11 protein-coding genes are annotated in these 17957 nt (G+C 42.2%); 9 read left to right on the plus strand and 2 right to left on the minus strand.

The annotated features are described in order from the left end of the window. The first annotated feature begins 271 nt into the window (after positions 1–271). Positions 272–1960: a DUF4091 domain-containing protein gene (locus G7092_RS25635; RefSeq protein ID WP_166094095.1), complete on the plus strand. Its 1689-nt coding sequence runs from the start codon at positions 272–274 to the stop codon at positions 1958–1960. A 9-nt stretch (positions 1961–1969) separates the two neighbouring features. After that, positions 1970–4159: an alpha-galactosidase gene (locus G7092_RS25640; RefSeq protein ID WP_202985421.1), complete on the plus strand. Its 2190-nt coding sequence runs from the start codon at positions 1970–1972 to the stop codon at positions 4157–4159. A gap of 418 nt (positions 4160–4577) precedes the next feature. Here G7092_RS25640 and G7092_RS25645 read toward each other — a convergent pair whose 3' ends face one another. After that, complete coding sequence (locus G7092_RS25645) at positions 4578–4937, minus strand: DUF1304 domain-containing protein (RefSeq protein WP_166094098.1); 360 nt, start codon at positions 4935–4937, stop codon at positions 4578–4580. A 332-nt stretch (positions 4938–5269) separates the two neighbouring features. On the opposite strand from G7092_RS25645, the gene G7092_RS25650 reads away from it, so the two are divergent. From G7092_RS25650 to G7092_RS25680, 7 genes are all read left to right on the plus strand, one after another. Beyond that, on the plus strand, positions 5270–6508 hold the full coding sequence (locus G7092_RS25650; RefSeq protein WP_166094101.1) for an ROK family protein: 1239 nt from the start codon (positions 5270–5272) through the stop codon (positions 6506–6508). A gap of 48 nt (positions 6509–6556) precedes the next feature. Continuing rightward, positions 6557–9724, plus strand: a complete 3168-nt coding sequence (locus G7092_RS25655) for a SusC/RagA family TonB-linked outer membrane protein (RefSeq protein WP_235953937.1) — start codon at positions 6557–6559, stop codon at positions 9722–9724. 23 nt (positions 9725–9747) lie between these two features. Next, positions 9748–11379, plus strand: a complete 1632-nt coding sequence (locus tag G7092_RS25660; protein ID WP_166094103.1) for a SusD/RagB family nutrient-binding outer membrane lipoprotein — start codon at positions 9748–9750, stop codon at positions 11377–11379. A gap of 527 nt (positions 11380–11906) precedes the next feature. Next, on the plus strand, positions 11907–13502 hold the full coding sequence (locus G7092_RS25665; RefSeq protein ID WP_166094106.1) for a glycerol-3-phosphate dehydrogenase/oxidase: 1596 nt from the start codon (positions 11907–11909) through the stop codon (positions 13500–13502). Between the two features lie 142 nt (positions 13503–13644). Further along, complete coding sequence (gene glpK, locus G7092_RS25670) at positions 13645–15150, plus strand: glycerol kinase GlpK (protein ID WP_166094108.1); 1506 nt, start codon at positions 13645–13647, stop codon at positions 15148–15150. Between the two features lie 36 nt (positions 15151–15186). Next, positions 15187–15918 carry an MIP/aquaporin family protein gene (locus tag G7092_RS25675; RefSeq protein WP_166094111.1) on the plus strand — a complete coding sequence of 244 codons (732 nt, stop codon included), beginning with the start codon at positions 15187–15189 and terminating at the stop codon, positions 15916–15918. A 41-nt stretch (positions 15919–15959) separates the two neighbouring features. After that, entirely contained in the window at positions 15960–16742 is a 783-nt protein-coding gene (locus G7092_RS25680) for a hypothetical protein (RefSeq protein ID WP_166094113.1), read from the plus strand. Between the two features lie 52 nt (positions 16743–16794). Here G7092_RS25680 and G7092_RS25685 read toward each other — a convergent pair whose 3' ends face one another. Continuing rightward, complete coding sequence (locus G7092_RS25685) at positions 16795–17826, minus strand: LacI family DNA-binding transcriptional regulator (protein ID WP_166094116.1); 1032 nt, start codon at positions 17824–17826, stop codon at positions 16795–16797. Positions 17827–17957: the final 131 nt, after the last annotated feature.

A 17957-nucleotide genomic window follows, 5' to 3' on the forward strand; every position in this document is an offset into this window, starting at 1 on the left:
CTTTTAAATAGGTGGCACCTACGGAGCCGATGCTTTTTTATACTTTATCTACAAACAGGTTACTCCTCCGGAGTTGTGTTTGAGCAGGCTTTTAAGCTCTGGCGAAGCATGCTTATGGTATTTTATCTGCAAAATGGTTACGCCTCGGGAGTTGTGTTTTGGCAAACTGTTAAACTCCGGAGGAGTAACCTGTTTATAGCAAAAAAACATTTTTATAAAGGCTCCGTTAGGTGCCTCCTATCGACCACATGATTTAAAAACGATTTTTCCAATGATCAAAAAAATTACTACCATCTTAGCCCTGTTTATATTGGGTGGATTAACAAGTCTCCGGGCGCAAAATATCAAATTAGTCGATCCTTTAGAGCCCATATATCCCGATACCAACCACGTAGAGCAATATAGCGCCAATTACCGTGAGGATTTCCCCCTGAACACCAATGCCGATGTTCATCTACTGATCGAAACTGCCCCGGGAAGCCAGATATCTGTATCCGCAGATATCAACAAGCGTCCTGTGCCGCTATCGGCCTGGAGCCAGCTGCTGGATGTGCCTGTGGAACGGAACACAGGTTTAACAGGCAGAACGGAAATCTACAATCACCAGATCAACCCTTATGTTATCCGTCGTGCACCTTTTCGTATTTACGAGGCCATACAGCCACTTAAGCAGGCCCAGGTAGTAAGCAGCAATAGGTTTACCGCGTTAAGATTGACTATCGACCGGTCGTTGATTTCCAAAGCCGGTGACTATACCTGCCATATTCTGGTAAAAGGAAAAGGGTGGCAGAGTAAGGCTGTGTTCACCATAAAAGTTTACCCGGTAAAATTGCCATCCGTAGCCGATCAGCAATTTTTCTATACTAACTGGTTTAATATCGTGCAGATGGAAAAACGGCAGCATGTGGAACGCTGGACGAAAGACTGGTTTGCCATGCTTGATAAATATGCGAGGTTGATGGCGCATGGCCGCCAAAATTGTATCAATATTCCAGACGAACTGTTGAGCTATCACGATAACCATATTGCACTGGACGAAAAACGCCTGCTGGATTATATAGCCGTTTTCAGAAAATATGGTTTTAAATATTTTGAATCGCCACATATCATGTACCGCGGCGATAATGACGATTGGAACGATCCGGAATTAAAAGTTGCCCTGACTAAAAGACGCTACCATACGCCCGAAGCCAAATTGGATGTAGATACCATGGTGCATTTGATCAAAAACTTTTGCGTTAAAAACAACCTGGAACACAGCTGGCTGCAGCATATATCCGACGAACCTAAACAGATACAGTCCAAATGCTACCGCGAGGTAGTGGCACAAGTACGATCCATATATCCGGCTATAAAAATTATTGAGGCCACTAATGACAGAGACAGCCTGGCCGGTAGTGTCGACCTGTGGTGCCCCACCATTGATGACTACCAGGAAAACCAGGCCTTTTTTGATGGACGGAAAAAGCATAACGAAAACGTGTTGGTTTATACCTGTTTAACCCCAGGCGGTAAATGGCTCAACCGCACGTTGGATGAGGAAAGATTACGGCAGGTATACTTTGGGTGGGCCGCTGCCAAATACAATACGTTAGGCTTTCTGCACTGGGGCTTAAACCAGTACCATGTTCCGGATCCTTTACAGCAAAGTGTGGTGCATCATTTTGCCCCCGGCGCGGCACTCAATAATGAACTGCCGCCGGGCGATACCCATATTATTTACCCTGGTACGGATGGCCCACTATCGTCCCAGCGCTTTGAGTCGCACCGCATCGGTATTGAGGATTATGAACTGTTGCGGATGCTGCAAAGTAAAGATAGTACGGTCGCCGCCGGTATCATCGCTCAGACTTTTACCAGCTATAATGATTACAACACATCGGTAAAAAAATACCGCGAGGCAAAATCCCAGTTATTGAAAGCTTTATCGGTAAAATCAACGGAGGCTAATGCTAAATAAATAATCACTATGATGATATCTTCCTTGAACTCAAAACATGTATGTGTGGTCATCATCGGTTTTTTTATGCTGATAGGACTATGTGTTCCCGTTAATGCTCAAACTAAGCCAGAGGCCGATTGGCTGCTTAATCCCGCAGCTTATAAAGCGGTAATCAAACCCTCGGTTTCTGGTAAGGAAATTACGCTGAATAACGGTTTGGTAAAAAGAACTTTCAGGCTGAATCCTAACCTGGTTTGTACCGATTATACCAATTTGGTTAACGGTCAGCAGTTGCTGCGATCGGTTAAACCCGAGGCCCGTTTAACCATCAACGGCAAAAATTATAATGTAGGCGGATTGATCGGCCAAAAGGAGAACGCCTATCTTTTGCCCGAATGGATTGATAATTTCAGTGCCGGTAAAAATGATTTTCAGTTAAAACGATTCGAGATCAAAGCGCTTGCACCCCGGTTAAACTGGAAAAGTAAATTCTGGGCAAGCAATCATCATCAGCCTGGTGGCCAACAGATTGATTTTTACTATCAGCCCGGCGCGCCTGAGTTAGCGGGGTTGGAGGTAACTGTAAGCTATGAACTATATGATGGCTTGCCACTGATCATTAAGTCGCTTAGCATCAATAATAAGAGTGATCAGTCATTCAAGATCAACCGGGTGGTGAGCGAAGTGCTGGGTATGGTAGAAGAGCAAAGTGCCGTAGTGGGTACGCCCGTCAATATGGCTAAACCGCAGGGTATTTACCTCGAAACCAATTATGCCTTTAACAACGCCATGCGTTATGACCTGAGCGATCAGACCACGCATTGGAAGGCTGATTCCACCTATACCTCACAGGTGAATTTTGATTACCAGACGCCATGTTTGCTAGAGATCTATCCGGATAAAGCACCCGGCATCGACCTGCAAAAGGGGGAAACTTTTAACTCCGTACGGACAAACGAACTGTTGATGGACAGTTACGACCGGGAACGCCGGGGACTGGCCATTCGTACCATGTACAATACCGTAGCGCCATGGACAACCGCCAACCCTATATTTATGCACCTGGTGAGCCGCAATGATGAGGAAGTGCGCACCGCGATAGATCAATGTGCGGCAACTGGTTATGAGGCGGTGATATTAAGCTTTGGCAGCCATTGCAATATGGAGGATACTTCGGCCTCAAATATCAAACGATGGAAACAGCTGGCTGCTTATGCGCACAACAAGCAGGTATTTATAGGCGGATATTCATTATTCAGCTCGCGTAGGATCAGTGATGAGGATGATGTGATCGACCCTAAAACGGGCAAACCAGGCGGCGCTTTCTTTGGCAACGCGCCTTGTTTTGGCAGTAAATGGGGACTGGCTTATCGCGACAAGATTAAAACCTTTTACGCACAAACCGATTTCGACATCTGGGAAAATGATGGCCCGTATCCGGGCGATGTATGCGCGTCGACAACGCATCCTGGCCATAAAGGTCTGGATGATTCGCAATGGCGACAAATGGAGATCCAGAAGGAGCTGTATCATTCCCTGCACGAAAAAGGAGTTTACATCAACGCGCCCGATTGGTATTTTTTAGATGGCACCAATAAAATAGGTATCGGCTATCGTGAAGTGAATTTCTCATTGCCACGCGAAGACCAGATGATCCTGAACCGGCAGAATATTTTTGACGGTACCTGGGAAAAAACAGCTTCCATGAGCTGGGGATTTGTACCACTAACCAAATACCAGGGCGGCGGCCCGGAAGCGGTTTTAGAACCTTTAAAAGACCATCTGAAGGACTACGAGCAACTGATGGCCCAGTATTACGGGGCAGGGGTGCAGGCCTGTTATCGCGGTCCGCGGTTGTATGATACCGAAACTACTAAGCAAACCGTCATCAAAGTGATTAACTGGTATAAAAAATACCGCGATATCCTCAACTCGCAGATCATCCACCTGCGCCGGGCAGATGGCCGCGATTGGGACGGCATTTTACACGTAAACCCTAATCTGCAAACCAAAGGTATGCTGATGCTGTATAATCCGCTCAGGCAAGCCATCACGCGTACCATCACCATTCCGTTGTATTATACCGGGCTCACCAGCACAGCTATGGTTCAGGAGCAGGAAGGTCCGGCCAAAAAATATGCGCTAAGCCGTGATTATAAAATAACCTGCACATTCACCCTGAAACCCGAAAGCTACACCTGGGTACAGATAAGGTAACGGCGAGGTTGAGCAAGGATTTGAGGAGTAAGGAACAAGGACTTTTGGAGCAAGGATAGAAGGAACAAAGAGTAAGGATAAAAGGGCAAGGGAAATCTTTGCTCCTTGTTCCAAAAAATCTTTACTCCAAAAATCTCCCTGATATTTCGTATATTTATATCTATACCAGCCCGGTTCATATTTAATGATGAGTCGGGCTGTTTGGTTAAAGAGAAAATAAGACCAAAAATCGATCGATTGGTATGTAGTTATTTGATAATCAATTATTTAATACTTTTTAAAGTTTTAAAAACTACTCAAAACCATGTTGTAATTTGTTAAAAAGTGTTAAAATGAGGTTTTTTCAAGCAGTTTTTGATCGATTTTAATCCCATTTCGAACAGAAATTTGTTAAAATTCAAGGTTTAAAAAGTTTTTCTCACCTGATCAGGATAAGTATAATAGCCAGCAACGCCGGCACCGCCTGAATAAAGAATATCTTTTTGGTTACAGTAAGTGCCCCGTAAACACCAGCCACTGCCACACATATCAGGAAAAACAAGGCAATATGATTGTGCCAGTTAGCATCATTGATAAAAAATGTCCAGATAAGACCGGCGGCTAAAAAACCATTATACAGGCCCTGGTTGGCGGCTAAAACTTTACTCTTTTCTAGTTCTGCCAGAGGTTTGTTAAAGGCTTTAGGGCCGCGGGTTGTCCATGCAAACATTTCCAGCCATAGTATATAACAGTGAATAAGGGCTACCAGCCCAATGAATATTTTGATAATAAGATCCATAGGTTTAAACGATTTATGCATAAATGTAGCAAAATGTGAGAGATATACTACTCCAGATTGTTCTTATATCCATAAAGCCCTCTATACAGCCATTCAATTATGCCTTGCTGTACAAGATGAATATATAACTTATCTTTTTGCCAAAAAAGCTTAATTATTGTAAGTATTATAATTATCGCTCATGATTATTGCAATTTTTATTAGATAATATTATTTATATCAATCAATTTAAAAAATTATTTTATTTATTCAAATACTTATTAAAAAAAATCAAAAAGATTGCTTAAAAATCTAGAATTAATTAATTATGTTTGAATAATAACCAATTATTTATGGAAGGTAGGCATAAGCAAATTAAAAGTGCCCAATTAAAGAGTGATATCTTAAAGCAATTGTATTTTAAAAAATCGCTTTTATATAGTGAACTAAGCGCCATTTATAACAAAAGTATTCCTGTAATAAATAAAATAATAAATCAGCTGATCAAAGAAGGGTTTGTAGCGGAAATTGGTTATGCTGCTTCAAGCGGGGGAAGAAGACCCCTGATGTACGCTGTAAAACCGGATGCTATGTACATCATGGCTATAGCGATGGATCAGTTTTCTACCCGGATGTTAATTACGGATATGCATAATGAACCGGTAACGGAAGTTAAAATGATAGCGTTGTCATTAAATGATAATCCTGATGCTTTGTCGCAATTGATAGAGCATATTAACAGCTGTATTGTAAATAGTGGTATAGATAAAGCCAGGGTACTGGGAATCGGTATCGGTATGCCAGGCTTTGTTAGTGTTTCTGACGGAATGAATTACTCATACCTGGACTCAGGCGGCGAAAAGCTAACCACTTACATAAAAAATGCTATCGGGCTTCCGGTATATATTGATAACGACTCGAGCTTAATTGCGTTGGCCGAACAAAAATTTGGCGCGGCGCGGTCAAAAGATCAGGCTATGGTCATTAACCTGGGTTGGGGTATTGGCTTAGGGATGATAGTTAACGGTGATATTTTCAGGGGAAGCGATGGTTTTGCCGGTGAATTTAGCCACATCCCTTTGTCTGAAGATGGTACGCTATGTCTCTGTGGTAAACAAGGTTGTCTGGAAGCCGAGGCATCTATGCTGGTTGTAACTAAAAGGGCGATAGAAGGTATTAAACAGGGCAAGCTATCATCCTTAAAATCATTTATTAACGAGCCATTGGAAGTGATCGCGAAAGCCATTTTTGATGCTATTGACATTGGCGATCAGTACGTGATAGATCTGCTTTCAGATGCAGGCTATAAAATAGGTAAAGCCTTGGCCATATTGATACATATTATGAATCCGCGGGCTATAATTTTAAGTGGCCGGGGTACAAAAGCCGCTAAAATAATGTTGGCACCTATACAGCAGGCGTTAAACAAATACTGTATTCCACGTTTAGCCGCAAGAACAGAGCTACTCATTTCGTCACTTGGTTTTGATGCCGAGCTTTTGGGCGCAGCAGCCCTGGTTATGGAATATTTAGACGATGATATTTTAAATACACACTTTAAACAACAGCCTATGAGTAAAACACAAGTATAGTAAAGCAAAAACAACCACATTTTTAAATATAAATATAACCGCTTAATCATGAAAAAAACATTACTACTCACGTTAATAATGCCCTGTTTGGCTATGGGAGCTAACGCTCACTTGAAGGCAAACATGAGTGCAATAAGCAGCAATTCGCGTTTGACCAAGAGCGATAGCAGGCAAGCAGTAAAAGCAATTGAAACAATTAAAGGAACAGTGAAGGACGCCAGCGGACAACCGCTTATTGGTGTAAACGTACAAGTAAAAGGAACAACCCGTGGTACCCAAACTGATGTAAATGGCGCCTTTTCGGTACAAGCCAGCATTGGCGAAACATTAGCTATCAGTTACGTCGGGTACGCCAAAAAAGAAATAATTATAAGCTCAACAGCCGCCTTGAACATTGTACTTGTAGAAGATTCAAAAACCTTAGGCGAGGTAGTGGTAACTGCTTTGGGCGTTAAAAGATCCGAAAAATCATTGGCCTATTCAAGCCAGTCAGTTGGTGGAACAGAATTGACCAATGTAAAAAGCGATAACCTGATGAACGCCATTAATGGTAAAGTAGCAGGTATAACCATTACACCGAGCGCTTCAGGTGTCGGTGGCTCATCAAAAGTATTATTGCGCGGTAACAGATCAGCTACAGGGAATAACCAGCCATTATATGTTATTGATGGGGTGCCTATCAGCAATGCCTCCAATGCAAACGGTCAACCCAATAGTACGTATGGTGGTACGCCTGATGGCGGTGATGGTATATCCAACCTAAACCCTGAAGATATTGAAAGCCTTACCGTATTAAAAGGAGGTACAGCAGCTGCCTTATATGGTAGTCAGGCGGCAAACGGCGTTATTATTATTACCACTAAAAAAGGTAAAGCAGGTAAAATGCAAATTAATTTTTCATCATCTTCAAGCATTGACAAAAATGCTTATCTGCCCGAGTTTCAAAGTCGTTATGGTGTAACCAGTAAAGGTAATACCACAAGTTTTGGACCTGAAATTTCAAGTGCCCCCGATAATTTATCTAAGTTTTTTCAAACAGGTAATAACTTTACCAACTCACTTACCTTATCAGGAGGCAATGAAGTCGCACAAACGTATTTTTCTTATTCTAATGTTACAGCCAGAGGTGTTGAACCTGGAAATAAGCTAGGCAGGAATAATATTAACTTCCATGAAACAGCTAAGTTCTTTGATAAATTAACCGTAGATGGTAATGTAAATTACATTACGCAGCAAATAAATAATAGCCCAACTATAGGCTTTTATACTAATCCCTTAACAGGTTTATATCTTTTTCCAAGAGGGCAGGATATTACACCTTATAAAACCAACTATGAAGGGCCAAATGGCAGCAATGGTGTGCCAACACAAAACTGGCCGTACCAGGAAGATCTTCAACAAAACCCATGGTGGATCATTAACCGCAATATCAATTTTTCAAAACGTAACCGCGTGTTAGCGAATGCCAGCGTTAAATATGAGTTTACCAAATGGCTTAATATACAGGCCAGGGGAAGTATTGACCGTATTGACGATAGCTATGATCAGCGTTATTACGCGGGCACATTGGCCCCCCTTGCGGCTGGTAATAATAATGGTAGCTATAGCGGATCAGATGTGGTATTGAACCAAAAATACGGTGATGTGATTGTGAATTTTACATTACCCGGCAAATCTGATTTTAAACTGGATGGTTTAATTGGTTCAAGTATTACTGATAATTTTCAATCAGGTATTAACTGGGGCTCAGGGCCTGGTGGCTACGGGTTGATAACACCAAATTTGTTTACCATTCAGAATATCCAGGTTTCTAACGCGGCGCAAGGTATAAACTCAGCAAACAGTGTTAATACGGTTCCTAACTTTCATACCCAGCTTCAAGCCGTATTTGCCAACGCTAACCTTTCTTATAAAAACTGGGTGTATTTAACACTCACAGGACGTACCGACTGGTCATCAACTCTTGCGTCTACTGCATCTGACCATTATTTTTATCCATCAGCGGGTTTATCATTCATTTTAAACGAGATGGTTAAGTTGCCTGACGCTATTTCTTATGCAAAGGTTAGAGGTTCATATGCGCAGGTAGGTAATGGAGTACAGACATATGCAGCTAATCCGGTTAATAATGCGGCTGATAATCCTGCTCTTAATCCTACAGGGGTTACCAATCCGCCAAGCTCAAATGGGGTAACCTTATCTAACAGGCCTCCTTACCCTTCTCTTAAACCAGAAAAAACCAAATCATTTGAATTGGGTACTGACTTGCGGTTTATGAATGATAAGCTATCTTTTAGTTTTACCTATTATAAATCAAATACCTATAATCAATCCATTCCGGTTATTCCACCAGCACCATCAGGATATGGCGCTGGTTTTGTAAATGCCGGAAATATTCAAAACACGGGCATTGAGTTTACATTGGGCTACAACCTGGTAACATCTAAAGATTTTAGCTGGAGCAGCTCTATTAATGGCTCAAAGAATGTTAACAAAATTATTGATGTTGATTCAAAAGATGGTATCAATCTCTTACAGTTAACCAACAGTAACAGTTATCAGTCATATCTGGCCAAAGGCGGATCATTTGGCGATATCTGGGGTCAGACATTGCAACGTGATGCACAAGGACGGGTAATGATCACTGCACAGGGATTGCCTTTATTAAGCGCTGGTTTTAGTAAAATAGCTAACCCTCAGCCAAAATTTCAATTAGGTTGGAACCATAGTGTCAATTACAAAAACTTCTCGTTAAATCTATTGGTTGACGGCAAATTTGGCGGACAGGTAGTATCTGTTATGCAATCCATCTTAGATTCGTACGGCGTATCGAAGGCGTACGGCGATGCCCGGGCTGCCGGGGGCGTAAAAATAAATGGTGTTGATCCGAGTGGTAACCCGGTAACTAATGTTGATGCGCAAAAATGGTATACTTCTATTGGTGGCCGTAATGCGGCATTAGGCGAGTATGTTTATAGCGCTACCGTAGTTCGTTTACGCCAGGCTGCATTAGGATACACTTTCCAATTGCCCAAAACTTCGGCTGTTAAAGCTGTGAAATTGTCTCTTACCGGAAGAAACCTGATCTATTTCTATAAAAAAGCGCCTTATGATCCGGAAGTTACTTCGTCAACTGCAAACGGTCTTGGCGGTGTTGACGTATTTAATCAGCCGGCAACACGTAACTATGGATTTAATCTGAATGTTACTCTTTAATTGTACATTTTTAATTGAAAGCAATGAAAACGAATCATAAATTTAATAAATACCGCAATTGCAATCCGTATATGATTGCACTTTGCCTGGTGGCGATATTGGGGCTAAACAGCTGTACAAAGAATTTCGAGAAATATAATACAGATCAAACCGGTATTGCTGATAAGGACCTGAAAATTCCAACCCTGTTTATTCCGATCGAACAACAAATATTCCAGAATTACCAGGTTGCTCAGAACCTGAATGCCGATGCTTACGCGGGTTATTCAACCCCACCTCAAACTTTTGGCAGAACATTGTACAATATGAACTATGTTTTTGTTGATGCCTGGAATCAGCATGCGTTCAATGAGATTTATACGAAAATTTTAGGTCCTATTAAAAATAAATTAGCACCGCCGCCATTATCAGTTAAAACCGCTTTGCCTGATTTTTGGGCAATTGCCTTGATATTGGAGGTTGAAGCAATAGACAGGGTAACTGATAAGTTTGGACCGGCTCCTTATAGCAAGGTGGGTTCATCATTAATCTCTATTCCTTATGATAGCCAGCAAAGTATCTATCAACAAATGTTTTTAAAACTTGATACCGCAACAACAAGCCTGCGGGCCTTTATAGCAGCCAATCCAGGTGCTACACCTTTTGCAAAATCTGATGTGGTTTATGGTGGCGATTATACCAAATGGTTAAAACTGGCTAACTCATTAAGATTGCGCCTGGCTATGCATATTGTAAAGGTTGATGCGGTAACCGCTCAGCAGCAAGGCCAAATAGCGTTAAGCGCGCCAGGTGGTTTGCTTTCGGCGGTTACCGATAACGCGGCTATCGCCGGAAGCGGGCAAAATGATTATTTTGTAATAACAGAAAGTTATACAGATAATTCAATGAGCGCATCTATACAATCATACATGGTAGGATATAATGATCCGCGTATTAGTAAATATTTTTCACCTGCCAATACCGATCCTAAGTTTACTTTCCCGGGAGCTGCCTATAAAGGTAAATATATAGGTATCCGTATTGGTTCAGACATCCCGGCTAAACCAGCTTATTCTGGTTATTCCGTATATAATTTCAATGATACGTTTACAGCTGCGGCGCCTGAATTGTTTATGACAGCTGCAGAAGTATGGTTCCTGAAAGCCGAAGCAGCGTTAAGAAATTGGACAGGTGCAGGTGATGCTCAAACCAATTATGAAACCGGTATCAGTACTTCCATGACGCAGTATGGTGTTGCGGCAGGTGCAGCGGCTTTTATTGCCGACGGTACCAGCACGCCTACAGCTTACACAGATCCTCAAAATGCAGCTAACAACTCACCAGCATTATCAAACATTACCATTAAATGGGATCCTGCTGCCAATAACGAGGTTAAACTGGAGCGTATCATCACCCAAAAATGGTTGGCCATGTTCCCTGAGGGGCAGGAAGCCTGGACAGAATTCCGCCGTACAGGTTATCCCAAATTGTTCCCTGTTGTAAATAATAACAGTAACGGAACCATCGATACCAAAATACAGGTACGTCGGTTACCTTATCCTTTAAGTGAGTATACCGGAAATGCTCCTGGTGTACAAGGAGGTGTTCAACTTTTGGGAGGTCCGGATAATGGGGGCACAAGATTGTGGTGGGATGTAAACAAACCTAACTTTTAATTAAGTACTTCATGTTTCGTTAGAAACTCAATCTTTTAATAGAAAGAGGCTGTATCATAAATCATGATCAGCCTCTTTTTTTTGATTTATTCACATGGTCTTGGGTTGATTCCATTGAAAAAGTGGGTTTACATGGGTTTACACAATTTAGGGTTAATATTTATTTATATTGTTGATAATCAATTAATTGAATGTGATTTCTTTGAAAAAAGTGTAAACCCACTTTTTGTCTAAATGTTATCGGTAAAATTTCAATTCATAGGATAAAGTAGTACCGAGATGGGATTTATGGTGCAGTGGCTTTGATTAACATGGATTTCAGATTTTCTTCTTTTTAATTTCGTTTTGTTTTAAATGTGTTTCGATATGTGCTGTTTTGATATGATTTTTATTCTAAATGGAAGTTTTTGTTCTCTTTTTGTTAAAAATTAATTATTAATTAGTTTTGTTTTGTTTCTAATTGTTATTATTTATAAATTTGATTTAATAATCGAAACTGATTAATAAAATATAACAATATAAAGATCATGGTTGCAACTAACAGAAGCGATATTGTAAAATCTATAACCGATACTAATAAAATTTGGGATGTGGTGATAGTAGGCGGCGGGGCCACCGGTTTAGGTGCCGCGGTTGATGCCGCCTCCAGGGGCTATAAAACCTTGTTGTTAGAGCAGGCCGATTTTGCCAAAGGTACATCCAGCCGAAGCACTAAGCTGGTGCATGGCGGAGTGCGCTACCTGGCCCAGGGCGATATCGGTCTGGTGCGTGAAGCTTTGTATGAGCGCGGTCTGTTATTGAAAAATGCGCCGCACCTGGTAAAAAACGAATCGTTTGTTATTCCCAACTATGAATGGTGGGGAGGAGCCTTTTATACTATCGGTTTAACCATGTATGATCTGCTGGCCGGAAAACTTGGTTTTGGCCGCGCAAAACATATCTCTAAAAAAGAAGTGATCGGCAAGCTGCCAACTATCAACCAAAAAGGTTTAAGGGGCGGGGTTGTATATCATGATGGTCAGTTTGATGATTCGCGCCTTGCAGTTAATCTGGCGCAAACCGCATTGGAGCAAGGAGCTACCGTATTGAACTATTTTCGCGTAGTTAGCCTGATCAAAAACGATCAGCAGAAAATATCCGGGGTAATTACTACCGATATGGAAACCGATCAAACCTATACCATTAAATGTAAAACGGTTATTAACGCTACAGGTGTATTTGTTGATGACTTGTTGCAGATGGATAAACCCGGTAAAAAGCCGATGGTTAGGCCAAGCCAGGGTGTGCACCTGGTGCTCGATAGGTCATTCATGCCAGGAGAAGATGCTATCATGATCCCCAAAACAGAAGACGGGCGGGTACTGTTTGCTGTGCCATGGCACGATAAACTGGTAGTAGGTACAACAGATACCCCGCTTAATGAACATAGTCTGGAACCACGGGCTCTGGAAGAAGAGATCGACTTTATTATACGGACAGCCGAAAAATATCTGACCAAAGCCCCAACCCGCCATGATGTGCTCAGTGTATTTGCCGGTTTGCGTCCATTGGCAGCTCCGGAAGGTGACTCATCAAAAACAAAGGAGATTTCGCGTAGTCACAAATTATTGGTTTCCGATTCTGGCCTCATCACCATTACCGGTGGTAAATGGACAACTTACCGCAGGATGGGGCAGGATACTATTGATAAAGCCATTGAAGTAGGTAAGCTGGAACCAAAGCCAAGTGTTACCAAGGACTTGTCGATACATGGCAGTAAGCTTAATGTTGACAGGAGCGATCATTTATATGTGTATGGCAGCGACGAAGCTGAGCTACTGGCATTGGTAAATGAAAATGCCGAATGGGGTAAAAAAATGCACCCGGATATGCCTTATTTACAAGCCGAGGTGGTGTGGGGAGTAAGGCATGAAATGGCCCGTAATGTAGAAGATATCCTGGCACGCCGGGTACGGTCATTATTCCTGAATGCCCGTGCTGCCATTGATATGGCCCCAACTGTAGCCGGTTTAATAGCCAAAGAACTCAATAAAGATGCCGCCTGGGAGAAGGAGCAGGTAGCGTCTTTTACCGTTTTAGCCAATGGTTACCTGCTTGAGCCTTATCAATCCAAAAAAGTATAAATAACCAAAGCCTCACGAAGCTCTCATATAATAATTCTCTCCAAAGGAGAGGACTTAAAATTGCTTTTTTGAACCCTCTCCTTTGGAAGGGGCAGGGTGAGGCCAACCAATTATATTATAAAACCAAAGAAGAACGTAAATTATGGAAGATTACATTTTAGCATTAGACCAGGGAACTACCAGCTCGAGAGCTATAGTATTTGATCACAAGGGGCAAATTAAATCTGTTGCCCAAAAAGAATTTAAACAAATATTTCCTCAATCAGGTTGGGTTGAGCATGATCCGAATGAGATCTGGTCGACACAAGCCAGTGTAGCGGCAGAAGCCACCGTTAAGATGGGCATAAACGGTACCAATCTGAAAGCTATAGGTATTACTAATCAGCGTGAGACTACTATCGTATGGGATAGGAATACAGGCGAGCCGGTATATAATGCTATTGTTTGGCAGGATCGCCGTACCGCTGCTTTTTGCGATCAATTAAAACACGATGGGCATGAAGATATGATCCGTTCCAAAACAGGACTCGTGATCGATGCCTATTTCTCCGGATCAAAGATCAGGTGGATACTGGACAATGTAGAAGGTGCCCGTGCAAAGGCCGAGAAAGGCGAACTAGCATTTGGTACGGTAGATAGCTGGCTGGTATGGAAATTTACCCGCGGGCGTGTGCACATTACCGATGTCACCAATGCCTGCCGTACCATGCTTTTCAATATTCAAACTCAACAATGGGATGATGAACTGATTGCTTTATTGGGTGTGCCCAAAAGTATGTTACCCGAAGTAAAACAATCCAGTGAAATATATGGTGAAACAGCAACAACCATCTTCGCCTCCAAAGTTCCTATCGCAGGTATCGCGGGCGATCAGCATGCTGCGCTTTTTGGGCAGATGTGTATTGAAAAGGCCATGGTTAAAAACACTTACGGAACCGGATGTTTTATGCTGATGAATATCGGCGATCAGTTTATCGAATCAAAAAATAATCTTTTAACTACCATTGCCTGGAAAATTAACGGGAAAATACAATATGCTTTTGAGGGCAGTATATTCATTGGCGGGGCAGTAGTACAATGGCTGCGCGACGGATTGGGCATCATCAAATCATCTGCCGATGTAGAAAAATTGGCCTCTGCAGTTGAGGATACCCAGGGTGTATATTTTGTGCCTGCCTTTGCCGGTTTGGGTGCACCTTATTGGAAACCGGATGTTCGCGGGACTATTGTTGGCTTAAGCCGCGGAACTACTGCATCGCACATTGCCCGTGCAGCGTTAGAATCCATTGCGTACCAAACGATGGATGTACTCAAAGCGATGGAGGCTGATAGCGGGATGGAAATTAAAGAATTAAGGGTTGATGGTGGCGCTACGGCAAATGACCTGTTGATGCAGTTTCAGTCAAACCTGCTGAATTGTAAAGTGATCAGGCCAAATGTGGTTGAAACAACGGCCCTGGGTGCTGCATACCTGGCAGGTTTGGCGGTTGGATACTGGAAAAACGTGGAGGAAATACAACAGCTATGGAAATCAGAAAAGGAGTTTACGCCGGAGGCTGATCTTTCTGAGATTAAAAAAGGTATCAAAGGATGGAAAAAAGCTATTCATGCCGCTCAATCCTGGACCGATGAACTGCCTGAGGCTTAATTAATTTGATTATTCACCATTAATTTTAATTTCAATATGTCACCATTCATAGCTGAGTTGTTGGGCACCATGTTGCTTATACTTTTAGGCGATGGCGTAGTTGCCAACGTTGTTTTAAATGATACCAAAGGGAATAATAGCGGTTGGATAGTTATCACCACCGCCTGGGGACTGGCTGTTTTTGTAGGTGTGGTTGTAGCCGGGCCATATAGCGGGGCGCATTTAAATCCCGCGGTTACCATAGCCTTGGCCATTGCCGGTAAATTTGCCTGGGCCAGTGTGCCAATTTATATAGCTGCACAGCTTTTAGGGGCCTGTTTGGGCGCTTTTTTAGTGTGGTTGATGTACTACGACCATTTTCAACGCACCAATAATCCAGGCGGGATATTAGCTGTTTTTTGTACCGGGCCTGCAGTTCGTAATTACAAATCAAACATAGCTAGCGAGATCATCGGTGCATTTGTGCTACTCTTTACCATATTTTATATATCAGGCGCAGAGATCACCCCAAGTAAAACACCTGTTGGTTTAGGATCGGTGGGTGCCATTCCTGTGGCTTTACTGGTTTGGGTAATTGGCTTGTCACTCGGTGGTACCACGGGCTATGCCATTAATCCGGCCCGTGACCTGGGGCCACGCATTATGCATGCTATTTTACCCATCAAGAGCAAGGGTACCAGCGATTGGGCGTATGCCTGGATACCTGTGATAGGCCCTGTAATTGGTGCTGCGATAGCTGCCTTTTTATATACTAACCTGGGTCATTAACATATAAACCAATTATTATTTCTTTTTAAAACCAGAGTTTTATGAAAACGATTTATAAAGTTGGCCTTTTGGCCATACTTGGGCTATGCCTTTGTCTTCAAAGTAGGGCCCAGGACACCACAGCAAGGAAAAAAGACTCAATTGTTGTAAAAAAATATCGCCCGTTTGATGCTAATTTACAGGTAAGATCATTATATATATGGCGCGGATTTAAGGTGTCAAATGCTCCTATAACCGACGTAGATATGCATTATACCACCCGCGATGGCAGTTTTGCTGTGGGCTTTTGGGGCGGTGCGGGTTTTACGGGTGATTACAAAGAGTTTGACTACTACGTAAGCTATAAAGATAAAAAATCAGGCTTCAGCGCCTCGGTATGGGATATTAACAATTTTACCAATTATCCCAATGCCGATCTGTTTAACTATAATAAAGCAAGCACATCACACTTTATTGATGTTACTGTAGGCTATCAATTTAAAGATTCATTTCCGCTGAGTATCAATTGGAGCACCATTGTGCAGGGGCGGGATACCTATGTGAAAAGTAATGGTGATTTAGGCAATGCCTACTCTAATTATGTGATATTGGATTATAGACTGTGGAAAGAGGGAACCTCTGATCTGCACATTTTTGCAGCAGGTGCCTTCGCTTTTGGTCGTGATCAAAACTTTTACGGATCAAAACCTAATATTGTAAATACAGGTTTAACGTTTGATAAGGATCTGGTGCTTTTCAATTATCACCTGCCAATTTCCGCGACAGCTATGTTTAGTCCGGAACATAAATATGGCGCATTACAATTGATCATGAATGTTTTTTAAACAATTCCAGGCTTGTTGAGGAGAATTTTATGGGGCAGGGAGCGCGTTTATGTTAACGCTGTTTCTGAGATGATGCGCGTGCAATCAGTTCAGTTTCTACTTGTTCTGTAGTAAATTCCTCAACAGGCCATTTGCTTTCAATGGTCTTGATCAGCATTTCGGTAGCCAGCTGCCCTATTTGAAATGCCGGTTGCCTTACCACGGTTAGCGGCGGGTCAAACAACTCAGCCACGTCAGAATTTGTAAAACCGGCAATAGCTATGTCGTCAGGGACTTTAATACCGAGCTTTTTTAAAATATGCATGCAACTGATAGTAAGGCGGTCGCTGCCAACGAAAATAGCTTCGGGCCTGTCGTCCATATTTAATAATTCTTTAAGGGCAAACTCTACCTCATCCTGAATCATACCTCCGTGATTACAATGTTTTAGATAACCAGGTTTAAAATCAAGGTTATGTTTATCAAGCGCTGCCTTAAAACCGTTGAACCTTTCCCTTGTGATCGACAGGTTATTCGAACTGGTGAGGTGGGCTATTTTTTTGAAACGGGTATTGATTAAAAGCTCTGCAGCATCAAATGATCCTTTATAGTTGTTAGCGATTACTTTATGGGTATTAACATCCGCTGCAACACGGTCGAAGAATACGATAGGAAATCCTTTTTCGTGCAGATATTGATATTGTGAAGTATCGGTTGTTTCGGCAGATAGGGAAACCAGCAAGCCATCTACATGTCTTGATAATAGGTGCTTTACATTGGTGCATTCCCGGTCAAATGACTCATGTGTTTGAGTGATGATAACATGATACCCGCGGTTATAGGCAATCGATTCGATCCCATTAATAGCCTGCGAAAAATAAGTATTGGCAACCTCGCATACCACAACACCAATGGAGTGGCTCTTTTGTTCTTTAAGACTCAACGCTATGGGGTTTGGCCTGTAATTTACTTTCTCAGCATACTCCAGTACCAATTTCTTGGTTTCGGCACCTATTTCATAACTCCCATTTAAAGCTCTTGAAACTGTTGATGTGGACAGACCCAGAGCCTTTGCTATATCTTTTATGGTATAAGATTCGAACATAATTTAGCGTACTGGTGTTTCAAGAGACCAGCATAATCATTGGTTTATAATAGGGGTTCACGGTTATTGGGCTAAGTTAACGTAAAATTACACATCTCCTATGCCGATTTGGATACAATTGAATGCGCTAA

Origin of the sequence: Mucilaginibacter inviolabilis (genome assembly GCF_011089895.1) — a bacterium.
Classification (GTDB): Bacteria; Bacteroidota; Bacteroidia; order Sphingobacteriales; family Sphingobacteriaceae; genus Mucilaginibacter; species Mucilaginibacter inviolabilis.